The sequence below is a fragment of the Psychrobacter proteolyticus genome (assembly GCF_038155145.1).
Lineage (GTDB): Bacteria > Pseudomonadota > Gammaproteobacteria > Pseudomonadales > Moraxellaceae > Psychrobacter > Psychrobacter proteolyticus_B.
In genome coordinates this window covers 186,400-198,803 of record NZ_JBAKAY010000005.1, presented here as the reverse complement: position 1 = coordinate 198,803, position 12,404 = coordinate 186,400, and the positions used below count along the sequence as shown (strand labels likewise).

Sequence of the window (12,404 nt, the reverse complement as noted above, 5' to 3'; positions counted from 1 at the left end):
AGTAACCTTAATGAATCGTTTGGCTTTTGCCGCAGCGATGCCAACTGCTAATTTCGTCAGTTAAGAGCTTGATAAATCAGCAGACCATCTCCATAAATAGCGCAAACTTTTTATAATTGATTTGGCTAAGCAGCCTTCACCGTATTTGTTGGTTAAGTCTAAGCATTATGGTTCTATAGCATAATGAATTGTTATGTTTCATGTGAAACGTTATACATATCCGTTAGCTAAGAACCACGAATAAGATTAAGACAATTATCAATTGAGCTGATGATTTGACGAACCGGTGTGGCTGTAAAGACGATAGGAGAGAGCATGAGTAAGCGCGATTTTTATGAAATATTAGGTGTCAGCAAGACCGCTGACAGCAAAGAAATTAAGCGAGCCTACCGTAAGCTTGCCATGAAATACCATCCAGATCGCAACTCTGATGATCCTGATTCGGAAGACAAATTCAAAGAAGCTTCAATGGCTTATGAAGTATTGAGCGACGAAGAGAAACGTTCAGCCTACGACCGTATGGGCCATGCAGCTTTTGAAAACGGCATGGGTGGCGGCGGCTTCGGCGGCGCAGGTGGCGGTAACTTCCAAGATATCTTTGGCGATATCTTTGGTAACTTCGGTGATATCTTCGGTCAGCAACGTGGCGGCGGCGGTGGGCGTTCGCGTCGCGGCTCTGACTTGCGTTATGTGATTGAGCTGACATTAGAAGAAGCTGTACGTGGCTGCAAAAAAGAAATCAGTTTCACGGCTCCTGCGCCTTGTGATACCTGTGATGGTAAAGGGGCAAAAAATGCTTCCGATGTGGTTACCTGTCAGACCTGTCATGGTCAAGGTCAAGTACGTATGCAGCAAGGTTTCTTTGCGGTACAGCAAGCTTGTCCTCATTGCGGCGGTACTGGTAAACAGATCAAAAACCCTTGTTCGGACTGTCATGGTAACGGCGTAAAAGACAAATCACGCACCTTAGAAGTCTCTATCCCTGCAGGCGTCGATGATGGTGATCGTGTTCGTCTAGCTGGCGAAGGTGAAGCGGGCGGTGCTGGCGTACAAAACGGCGATCTATATGTCGAAGTACGCGTCAAACAGCACAATGTATTCACCCGTCAAGGTGCTGACCTATATATGGATGTGCCAGTAAGCATCACTGATGCAGCATTGGGTAAAGAAGTCGAAATCCCAACCTTAGATGGCAAAGTAAAAATCAAAGTGGCAGAAGGTACGCAAAGCGGTAAGTTGCTGCGTGTACGCGGCAAAGGTGTGACGCCAGTCCGTACTACTATGAAAGGTGACTTGATTTGCCGTGTGGTTATCGAAACGCCAGTAAATCTAACTCGTGAGCAAAAAGACTTGCTACGCCAATTCCAAGACACGTTGGATGATGACAGCAAGCATCAACAGTCGCCACATAAGAAGTCATTCTTCAAAAAAATCGGCGATTTGTTCGATTAAGAAATAATCTAACTAAGTAGCTAGTATTGAACTAAGCCCAAAGGTTTCACATGAAACCTTTGGGCTTTTTATTGATGGTATAAAAAGCCATTCATGTGATGATATTTGCTAAACTTACGATAAATGATAGTCAAAAATAGTTTCACCAAATATAAAACATCTAAGGTAAAAGTATGAGCGAACAAGCGAATAATAAATCTATTAACGTTGGGGTAATCGGTGCAGGCGGACGTATGGGTCGTATGCTCATCGAGGCAGTACAGAATAACCCGCAAACTGCATTAAAAGCAGCGATTGAGCGTCAAGGCTCTAGCCTAGTTGGAGCAGATGCCGGCGAAGTTGCTGCTATCGGCCATTTAAATGTACAAATCGTTGATGACTTAGCCGCTGTGATTAATGATATCGATGTGCTGATTGATTTTAGCTTGCCTGACGCCACTGAAAAAAACATGCAAGTTTGTGCTGAGCATAATGTTGCTATGGTCATCGGTACGACAGGATTCAATGAACAGCAAGAACAAGTACTGGCGAAGGCAAGTGAGAAAATCACTATCGTATATGCGGGTAACTATTCGACAGGCGTTAATTTATCATTGAAGCTACTCGGTATGGCTGCCAAAGCGTTTGGTAATGATGCTGATGTAGAAATCATCGAAGCCCATCATAAACACAAAATCGATGCGCCTTCTGGTACGGCATATATGATGGCCGAAGCCGTCGCAGAAGCACGCGGACAAAACCTAAAAGACGTTGCTATTTATGGCCGCGAAGGACAAACGGGCGAGCGCGAATCTGGGACAATCGGTATCCACGCAGTACGTGGTGGCGAAATCGTAGGCGACCATACTGTGATGTTTATCGCAGATGGCGAAGTGGTCGAGATTACCCATCGTGCGCGTGCGCGCATGACATTTGCCGCGGGTGCCGTACGTGCCGCAACTTGGGTTGTTGAGCAGGAAGTAGGTCAGTACAACATGCAAGATGTACTTGGATTAAGTGACTAACGACTATTTATAGTTAATAGTTGATGATTGACTATAGCGTTATGACTGATGGCTCGATGACTTAATAGCAGCAAGGGAGCGGGTATGAATAGTATCAAACGTTATGTTAGACATAAAATGATTAGTGCTATTTGTACCATCAACCTTACGAGCCGTGTATGTCTGTCTGTTGGTGCACTGAGTCTAGCGGTTCTACCAATTACCGTACAAGCCAGCACCTCTCAAACCTATGTTATCCATACTTATGGCGGGGCTAGCCTACTACCTGCAGTAAGGCAGCAATTAAATAGTAGCGCAGACGGTGGTACGGTGACTACGTATCAAGATAAATTGGTACTGCGGACGACGGCACGCAATTATGAGGCGGTACAGCAGTTGTTGTCTCAAATTGACCGTCAGCCACAGGCATTGACGGTCGCTGTACGTGTTGGCAATAGTAGTAGCGGGCAAGGTAGTATTCAGCAGGGTCAAGTCATTATCACCAATCGCGGTATTCAAGGTGCAGGGGTCATTAGTCAGCGTAGCAGCCAGCAGCAGGGTAATAATCTATATCAAGTACAAACACTATCTGGCAGTGCGGCGAGTATCAGCACAGGTACGATCTACTCGCTAACTCAAACCTACAATGCTAATAACTATTCAACTTATCATCGTTCAGCTAACGATAACTTCAAACCACAGATCGTGATTCAGCAGCAAATACTACTGCCAATGACACAAGGGATTGCTATCACACCAAGACTGTTGCCTAGCGGGCAGGTGGAAGTACAACTTTCCCAAGTGGAAGAAAGCTTAGTGCAGCCGAATTCACCTTATAATCAAATGAGTTCTACTGACAATTCTACTGGCAGTGCTAGCAATGCTATTCGAGGTCAAAGATTGAACAGTACGATTATCGTGCCGCGTGGACAGTGGGTGACAATTGGACAGATTTCACAAAACTCAACCAATAGCACTAGTAACAGTAGCCGTAATACCAATAATAGCGTGCCTATTTCTTTAAGAGTTGAATAGTCATTAAATTGTCAAGCACAAAAAAGCGCGATACGGGTATTAACCGTGCCGCGCTTTTTTGTGGAATAGTATTAAGTACTAGTCAATATAAACCACTTCGAGCGGTGGGAAACCATTGAACTCTACCGATGAGTAAGAGTTGGTATAAGCACCAGTGGTCAGCCAGTAGATTTTATCACCAATCTCAAGCTCTTCTGGTAGCTGATAACCCGCTTCTTCATACATGATATCGGTTGAATCACAGGTTGGGCCTGCCAATACCACAGTACCCTCGCTGGTAGACGTTTCCATCTTAGGCGTATAGACAGGGTACTTGATAGCTTCGCCTAGCGTTTCGATTAAGCCTTGGAATAGACCAACGTCGGTATATACCCAACGAGTCAAATCGGTATCTGACTTACGAGAGATCAGTACCACATCACTAACCAAGACACCTGAACCACCAACGAGTGAACGGCCTGGTTCTAAAATAATCTCAGGCATCTCATCATCATTATAATCATCAGTCAAATAGCTGGTAATCTCTTCTGCATAGACCTTAATAGGATTGACTTCGCTGATGTAGTTGGTTGGGAAGCCGCCACCTAGATTGATCATTTGTAGCTTGATGCCTTCTTCGTTCTTCATCCAGTCAAACATATATTTAACTTTGGCTAATGCATCATCCCATGCAGCGACGTCTTTTTGCTGGCTACCAACGTGGAATGAGATACCATAAGGCACCAAGCCCAGCTCGCGTGCTTGAACCAGTAGGTCGATGGCCATATTAGGATGGCAACCAAACTTACGTGACAATGGCCATTCTGCTGTCTCTGATCCTTGCACCAAGATACGAACAAATATTTTAGAGCCTGGAGCGTGTTTGGCAATGTTTTTTAGATCCGCTTCTGAATCAGTCGCATATAGATCGATGCCTTTTTCAAAGGCATATTTAACATGCTCAGCTTTTTTGATGGTGTTGCCATACGAGATACGAGATGGATCAACGCCGCAACCAAGCACGCGATCAAGCTCATAAATAGAGGCACAGTCAAAGTTTGAACCAAGGTTTGCTAGTAGATCGATTACTTCCACTGCAGGGCTAGCTTTCATTGCATAATGCAGTTTTGCATTAGGAAACAGGCTTACCATCTCATGGTACTTAGTTTCGATACGACTAAGGTCAACTACTAAGAAAGGCGTTTCGCGACCTTCAGCAGCCTTGGTAAATTTCTGCCAGCTGGCAGGTTCAAAATATTGGTCAATTTTGATCATTGTCATAGTAGTAAACCTTTTGTGGAAACTGTATCGGTTAGAAAAATTATCGCCAAACAGTGAATGCTAAATATTAACACTCACTGTAGACGTAACTATGTGAAGGATAAAGACGAAATAAAAAAGATAAGAATAAAGAGTAGCGCTTTAAGAATTGACGGCTTGTGTCTGTTTTTCTGCTGATTGAGCTTCTTGCTTTTCACGTATTTTAAGAACTTTGCGGACTTTATCACGAGCACGAGTCTGTTTAAGACGAGACAAGTAGTCAACGAAGATTACGCCATTTAGGTGATCCATTTCATGCTGGATACAAACAGCAAGCAGTCCTTCGACTACTTCGTCGATGACCTCACCGTTACCGTCTAACGCTTCGATACGGACCTTATTAGGACGTTCGACTTTGTCATAGACATCAGGTACAGATAAGCAGCCTTCTTCATACGGTTGCTTTTCTTCTACCAGTGGGGTGACTTTTGGATTGATAAAAACTCTAGGAGAGCTTTTGTCTTCAGACAAATCCATCACGATAAGCTGAATATGATGATCCACTTGACTGGCTGCAAGCCCGATACCTTGAGCATCATACATCGTCTCGATCATGTCTGCGATTAAGGTTTTGATTTCAGCAGTCACTTCCTTGACAGGCTTGGCGATAGTACGCAAGCGAGGATCTGGGTAACTTAAGATAGGGAGTAGTGCCATAACGCTCACCTCAATGATAAGGACAAAATAGGGTTAATATTATAAGATAAATGGGGACAAAAGTAATGCTTATCAATACTTTCGCAGTCATATGATGCTATATGTATATAGAAAGACTGAATTTTGATGATAAATGGCATAAAAAAGCCCTGCTTAACGCAAGGCTTTGTTTATATAGCATTTTAATTAGCTAGTAATCATTTATGACCAAAATATGCATGGCTTATGACTAATTATGCACGGCGTTTATTTACAATCATTTCATATAGGAACAGTAGGATAATTGCACCGATCACTGAGAATATAAGACCAGTGAAACCACCATCAGCATTAATACCGATTAGGCCAGCTAGAAAACCACCTAGCATTGCACCAACGATACCCAATACGATAGTCATAATCCAACCCATAGGGTCGTTACCTGGTTTGATAGCACGTGCTAATAGACCTGCGACTAAACCTACAATAATCATCCAAATAAAGCTCATGTTATTCTCCTAATATTATTAATATTTATAATGTGTTACAAGTTTTGATAAATCTATTGTAAACACTCCTCGGACGCAAAAGTAAGCATAAAATGTTACTACTGTAGGGGCTATGTGAGGAAAAAGTCCGATTTGCTATCGAGTAAGGGCAATAAGTAAACGAAAGGTTACAAAGGTAGCAGTGGTGCTAACAGCGTTTATCAACGTGGTACCTGTAGTGCTGAACTCACATAAATGAAGTTATATAAATACTAGAAATAAAAAACGCAGCCATCTATTAGATGAACTGCGTTTGTATAGAGGAGAATAAGAAGAGTTATTTCTTTATAAGAGCTGCTTCTTTATCTTAGCTAAAAGCGTTAGCCGTTATGCAATGCGGTTAATAAACGCTGATGAATCCCTTCAAAACCGCCATTTGACATGACCACAATCGCATCACCTGCTTTAGCATGACTGCTGATATGCTCAATAATAGCGTCAATGCTTGATAACACTTGTTGGTTGCCGATAGCGTCGCTAGTAGCCTTGGCCTGTTCAATGACTTCTTTTAAGCCCCATTCCAAACCAGTAGGCTCGTACCATAATGTGTAGTCAGCAAGCGCCGCTGACTGAGCCAAGCTGTCTTGATGAATACCCATTTTCATGGTGTTACTACGCGGCTCAATGATAGCCCAAATACGTCTATCAGCTAGCTTCTTTTTGGCACCATCTAATGTGGTCGTAATAGCCGTTGGATGATGGGCAAAATCATCAAAGACTAAGATGTTATTGACGTCGCCAATCAGCTCCATCCGGCGCTTGATACCAGCGAAATCTGATAAAGCAGCACAGGCAGTCTCAACACTGACGCCAACATCATAGGCAGCAGCCACAGCAACTAATGCGTTATTGACGTTATGGATACCGCTCATTGACCAGTTTACGACAGCAGTTGCCTTTTTATCAGTGGCAAAACTGACTTTAAACTTACTACCATCTTCTTGGATCAGCTCAGCCTGCAAGTCGCTACTATCTTTTAGAGCACGCGCGTTTTCGCTGGTATCATCTAAAGTAGAGTCGATGACGGCAGTACGCCAGATAGGTGTCCAAACCCCTTTCGCTAGCGTATCTTCTAGACTAATGGTCGCGGCTGGCATAATAATTTTGCCAGTGCTTGGAATCATACGCACCATATGGTGGAACTGAGTTTGTATTGCATTGAGATCTGCAAAAATATCTGCATGATCAAATTCAAGGTTATTCAAAATAGCAGTACGCGGACGATAGTGAACGAACTTTGAGCGCTTATCAAAGAAGGCAGAATCGTACTCGTCTGCTTCAATCACAAAGTAACCAGCTTTATCATTATCGCTTTTATCAGCACCCAAATAGCTGCTATGTGCAAACACTTGCTGCAAATGCTCGTCAGTCGTATCAACCAATGGTACCCCGCCAATCAAAAACCCTGCATCAATACCAGCATAATGTAATATCCATGCAAGCATAGTCGTTGTTGTAGTTTTACCATGCGTACCTGCAACAGCGATTACGTGGCGTGACTGCAATACTTGCTCAGATAAGAACTGCGGACCTGAGGTATAGCGTAAGCCCTTATCTAGCATATACTCAATCACATCCATACCACGCTTCATCGCGTTCCCAACGACCACTAAGTCTGGCGTTGGTTGCAAGTGCTCTACCAGATAGCCTTCTTCGATAGTCACGCCAGCATTTTCGAGTTGAGTGGACATAGGAGGATAGACATTAGCATCTGAACCCGTGACCGTATGCCCAAGCGCACGTGCTAGCAATGCCAGTGAGCCCATAAAAGTACCACAAATACCAAGGATATGAATATGCATAGACGTTCCGTACGCGCTTGAATGAAAAGAGTAGAGATCTGATAAAATAAAATGTGTAGTGCCTAGCTGTCATCAGTAAAAATAACCACTCTGATAAACAACGACCAATATATCAGCTGGGCAAACAAGCAATCATTGTAAAGTAAACCCTGTTCGATGACCAATAAAAAACGCCTAACAAGTAGGCGCTAAGTAGCTAATGTAATTTGGTTATTTTAGTATGCAGCGATACGCCAACTAACAGTCAGCATGATGACGCTTTTATTTTCGTGATAACGTATAGTCATCCTCTAAATTATCGTGCTCATCGATCCGTATCAAGTGATTGTCTTGGATATGATAGGTCTCGATGTTTTTTCCTTCATAGACAATAGTGATTTTATCATTGTCTTGTCGATAGATACCCGATTCGAGTAGGGGTGTTTTTGGTTTTTCAGGATTATGATAATAACTTGCTTTTAGTACGGACCCATCAGCGAATAAGTTCAATGTAACGTCGATACTGTCGCAATCTGTACAAGAGACCATACCGCCATAATCACCCATCAATGTCGCTTGCAGCATACTGCTTTTTGCTTCTGATCGCTCCATAGAGCTGTCTGCATAGGTATCTTTATTTGACTGAGCAGCAGCAATTAATGATTGCCCTTCCACCATTTCGCCTGTCTCATCATCATTCACTAGCTCAGCATTTTTAGCATTGTCATCTTGCAATGATTGTGAAGCATCCTGCGACTCAGAACCAGTCGACGCGAACGTAGATACCATGTCTTTATCGGTATTGGACGAGGCACTATCACAGCCTACGAGTAGCACGCATAGTGACGCTACAAGTAACGAAGGACGCCACCGTTTTACGATAGCAAGCGTGGTAGAGCGAACGGGAGCAAAATATATCATGGTCATACCAAAAACAGTTTTTAACAAGTATTTTTCAAGCTCATCTATACTATCGACAACGTAAAGCCATTGTCAAAGGTAAGGATAATAAGGCATAGGCGCGTAGTAATAATATAAATTAAGAACTTGATAGCATTATCTTATATTCAAAATACAGATAGCTTATGAGTAGAAAGCGACAAATATCTAATGCTGATCCGTTTATAAGGTAAGCTGACTAAAGATATCAAAGGCTTGAAAATATCTCTGTGGGCTTTTTGTTGTTGGCCTTATATCTAAAAGGCATAAGTTGACATTAGCGATACCTGTTGGTAACGCTAATATGGGTTGTAAGGGCGGGTTAATAGTAGATAGAAAAACAGACATTGTATCGAAGATAGCAATGTCTGTTTTAAAAGCAGAAGTAGGAAAGAAACCTAACGTTTTATTGAGTTATAAGATACTAATTAGCAGACTTTACGATACGTATTAATATCAAAACATGTACGATCAGCAGTACACTAAATAGAATCAACGACTGCTCAGGGATACTTAATCCCATAAACGTCCAATCAACAGAGGCACATTCGCCAGATCCTGCAAATACTTCTTCGAATACTTGTAAGATAGGGAGGGTATCAAGCCAATAGTTCAGTCCTGGACCACAAGAAGGTACTTGGTCAGCAGGCAAGTGTTGTAACCATACATGGCGTGCTGCTACTGCAGTTGCCCAGCCGATACCTAATAGACTACCAAGCCATAGCAATAGTCTTATCACTTTAGATTTAGGATTAAACAACGCTGATATCAGGGCAAATCCGCCCATGACGATTAGACCAACACGCTGAAAGATACAGAGCGGGCAAGGCGAAAGCCCTAGATGACGCTGTAAATAAAACAGCGCAAAACTCATGCCTATGATGGCCATTATCACCAAAAATACTTGCAGGTTACGGTAAGTGGTTAGTTGTCGCATTGTGCGGTTACTCTTATGGGTTTATCTATAATAGGTGTAGGGTAGCAATCCAGATTAAGCAGTCAAAACTTCACAGTCAGTACTTAGCAATTAATAACTAGCAACTTAACGATACTGCTGTAAAAATTCCATAAAGTCTTCTGTTTCAGACTGCTCAATCTCAGCTTGCTGCAAGATAGATTTTTCTGCCAATACTTCGTATTTAGCTTGAGTATTTGGACTAAGTGTCTGCTGTAATAAAGACTCGCGATGCTGCTGAGCCAACGTAAATCCAAGCTGCCATAAGCTGCCTAAGCGTTTGCTGTCAGAATTCACTTGTGCAGAGATAGTCGACTCAGAGTGTCCTGCTTTGCCCTGCATCAATGCTACAGCCGCACGGTAGTCATTACCACCGTAGTGAGCATCAAGCAATGCAGCAAGCGGCTGCATACGCTCTAAATGAGTGAGCATCCAGCTTTCGAATGACTGCTCTTGGCCATTATTGATAATATGCAAGTCATCACGGCGACCTTCATTGACCACACGCTCAAGATTGATAGCGAGCGTGTCTTCTTCTTCAGGTAGCAAGTCTGGTGAGTCACTAAACAGACAATACAGCGCCATCACCTCCAAGAAGCAAGCACTAGAGAGGCGAATACCTACGTCACTGTATGGGTCAAGATCGATAGCACGGAACTCGACATAGGCGATACCGCGACGCTCAAGCGCTTCGGTTGGTGTTTCACCGCTCATTGCGATTTGTTTAGGACGAATAGGGCTGTAGTACTCGTTTTCTATTTGTAAAATATGATTGTTAATTTGGATCGGGTTGCCATCTTCGTCTTCTAGGCCAAGCTTAGCAAAGCTTTCGTGCGGTGTTTGGATGGCACGGCGTAGACCATCGACATACTCTGGCAAATAGTTATAACGGATATCAAGCTGCTCTTGCACGCTATTGGTATAGCCAAGCTTACCCATACGCAGGCTAGTCGCAGCAGGTTTGTAATAGGTCGAATCATTGAGCAATTCTAAATCGTGCTCACGCCCTGCCAAGAAACAAGGACATACGCTTGGACTGGCACCCAGTAAATATAAGACAAGGCTGGTCAGACGCTTAAAGTTACGAATCAATCCTAGGTATTTTTCGTTTTTGAACTCTGTCAACGTTTGGCTTTGTGCGGTGGGCGTTTTGGCTTGCCAAGTCTCAAACAACGTATCACCAAAAGACAAGTTGTAATGTAGACCAGCAATCGTCTGCATACGGCGACCATAGCGAATACCAAGTCCACTACGATATAGGGTTTTTAGCTTACCCGTATTAGAGCTACCGTAATCAGCTAGTGGAATATCTTCATCTTTAGAAGACAACATACAAGGCATCGATAATGGCCACATCAGCTCACCTTCAGGTATGCCCTGATAGACCAATACGTGCAATTGGCGCAGCATATTGAGGGTCTCTTTTGGTGAGGATTTTGGTTCAGTGATGAGCTCAAGCAGACTTTCTGAGTAATCGGTAGTAATAAAAGGATGGGTAAGTTTTGATCCAAGTTTGGCTGGATGCGGGGTCTGTGCCAAGAAACCATCAGGCTTTACGCGCAGGCCCTCTTTTTCAATACCGCGGAGCATACCCGTTAAGTGTTGGCTATCAAACCAATTAGGGATCTCGAAATTAACAAAGCTACTCGCAAAATTACTCATAATAGTCATCTATTGTTATTTATTATGGCGGATCAAAACACGATAAGCGTTTGTCCATAAAATAGGTAAATGTTAGGTCAATAATTCCGTCAGTTTAGCTCAAAGCTGTCTTGAAAACCACGGACAATTACAAATACGATAAGCTTTAGGCAAAGCGATTTGTGAGGATTTTGACCCTGTTTTTAATACAAATTCATCTCGAATATAGTGTTATTCTGGCCAGACAGTTTGATAAAAAAAGCATCTACCTGAGAGATAGATGCTTTGTTCATTATGCCTACAAGCCATTTGACATAGTATTGGCACACTATCGCATTATCTTAATAACCATAGCGCGACCGCGTCTATTTAGCTTATATAGAGAATGATGAACCGCAGCCGCACGTGGTGGTGGCATTTGGATTGGTCACAACAAAACGTGCCCCTTCCAGACCTTCGGTATAGTCAACGGTAGAGCCTTGCAAGTATTGATAGCTTAGCGAATCGACGACTAACGTCACATCACCATTATCAAAATTGGCATCGTCTTCGTTTAGATCGTTGGCAAAGTTAAACCCGTAAGAGAAACCAGAACAACCGCCACCTGTCACATAGACACGTAACATAAGATCGCTATCGCCTTCTTCTTCGCGTAGACGGCGTACTTTTTGCGCCGCACTGTCGGTTAGGCTTAATACGGTTGGGTCTACTGGCTGGCTTGAGCTTGGACTAAATTGGTTGGCTGATTCGTTCATATCTACCTCAGTTGCTAGGATCAAATGCGGTCGTCGTCCTGTTTGGGTTTGCAAGATGGTACTTGCAAATAAAGATACGCACGGCGTTTGATTTAATTGGGTGCTGTCATTATGGCAAAGCTATTGGTGCATTATAAGCTGTTTGTACAATTTCAAAATAGTATTTGTGCCACCACAACACTTTATTGGCTCTATTGATGGTGGGCACTTATCTTTTAGCAGTATATCATAATGGGGGTGCGGATTCGTTTGTCAAGAGTGATGCAACTACTGAATTTTACTAATAAATAGCAGTGGTCTAATTTTGATATTAAGTTTTTTAAAATAACTGCGTCAATGGGCTAAACCAATAACCAGACTAAAAATAATAGGGTGTGATT

General features: G+C 42.8%; 11 protein-coding genes. 3 read left to right on the top strand and 8 right to left on the bottom strand.

What is annotated here, in order from left to right:
- Nucleotides 1–315 precede the first annotated feature (315 nt).
- From dnaJ to V6252_RS08165, 3 genes are all read left to right on the top strand, one after another.
- Nucleotides 316–1,452 carry a molecular chaperone DnaJ gene (gene dnaJ, locus V6252_RS08175; protein ID WP_057757637.1) on the top strand — a complete coding sequence of 379 codons (1,137 nt, stop codon included), beginning with the start codon at nt 316–318 and terminating at the stop codon, nt 1,450–1,452.
- 173 nt (nt 1,453–1,625) lie between these two features.
- The gene (gene dapB / locus V6252_RS08170; RefSeq protein WP_341610031.1) at nt 1,626–2,456 is read left to right on the top strand and encodes a 4-hydroxy-tetrahydrodipicolinate reductase; all 831 of its coding nucleotides are present in this window, start codon (nt 1,626–1,628) and stop codon (nt 2,454–2,456) included.
- Nucleotides 2,457–2,540: 84 nt separating this feature from the next.
- The gene (locus V6252_RS08165; RefSeq protein WP_341610030.1) at nt 2,541–3,470 is read left to right on the top strand and encodes a hypothetical protein; all 930 of its coding nucleotides are present in this window, start codon (nt 2,541–2,543) and stop codon (nt 3,468–3,470) included.
- Between the two features lie 78 nt (nt 3,471–3,548).
- Here V6252_RS08165 and V6252_RS08160 read toward each other — a convergent pair whose 3' ends face one another.
- The 8 genes from V6252_RS08160 to erpA all read right to left on the bottom strand — a co-directional run bounded on the left by V6252_RS08160 (nt 3,549) and on the right by erpA (nt 12,024).
- A complete protein-coding gene (locus tag V6252_RS08160) occupies nt 3,549–4,724 on the bottom strand; it encodes a type III PLP-dependent enzyme (RefSeq protein WP_341610095.1) in 1,176 nt (391 codons plus the stop codon).
- A gap of 147 nt (nt 4,725–4,871) precedes the next feature.
- Nucleotides 4,872–5,426 (bottom strand): peptide deformylase, encoded by a 555-nt coding sequence (gene def, locus V6252_RS08155; protein WP_057757649.1) that lies wholly within the window; start codon nt 5,424–5,426, stop codon nt 4,872–4,874.
- A gap of 233 nt (nt 5,427–5,659) precedes the next feature.
- Nucleotides 5,660–5,914: a GlsB/YeaQ/YmgE family stress response membrane protein gene (locus V6252_RS08150; RefSeq protein ID WP_057757652.1), complete on the bottom strand. Its 255-nt coding sequence runs from the start codon at nt 5,912–5,914 to the stop codon at nt 5,660–5,662.
- Between the two features lie 359 nt (nt 5,915–6,273).
- On the bottom strand, nt 6,274–7,755 hold the full coding sequence (gene mpl / locus V6252_RS08145; RefSeq protein ID WP_341610029.1) for a UDP-N-acetylmuramate:L-alanyl-gamma-D-glutamyl-meso-diaminopimelate ligase: 1,482 nt from the start codon (nt 7,753–7,755) through the stop codon (nt 6,274–6,276).
- Between the two features lie 261 nt (nt 7,756–8,016).
- Nucleotides 8,017–8,655: a copper resistance protein NlpE N-terminal domain-containing protein gene (locus V6252_RS08140; RefSeq protein WP_341610028.1), complete on the bottom strand. Its 639-nt coding sequence runs from the start codon at nt 8,653–8,655 to the stop codon at nt 8,017–8,019.
- 442 nt (nt 8,656–9,097) lie between these two features.
- Nucleotides 9,098–9,610, bottom strand: a complete 513-nt coding sequence (locus V6252_RS08135; RefSeq protein ID WP_341610027.1) for a disulfide bond formation protein B — start codon at nt 9,608–9,610, stop codon at nt 9,098–9,100.
- A 105-nt stretch (nt 9,611–9,715) separates the two neighbouring features.
- Complete coding sequence (gene gshA, locus V6252_RS08130) at nt 9,716–11,290, bottom strand: glutamate--cysteine ligase (protein ID WP_341610026.1); 1,575 nt, start codon at nt 11,288–11,290, stop codon at nt 9,716–9,718.
- 353 nt (nt 11,291–11,643) lie between these two features.
- A complete protein-coding gene (gene erpA, locus V6252_RS08125) occupies nt 11,644–12,024 on the bottom strand; it encodes an iron-sulfur cluster insertion protein ErpA (protein ID WP_057757666.1) in 381 nt (126 codons plus the stop codon).
- Nucleotides 12,025–12,404 lie beyond the last annotated feature (380 nt).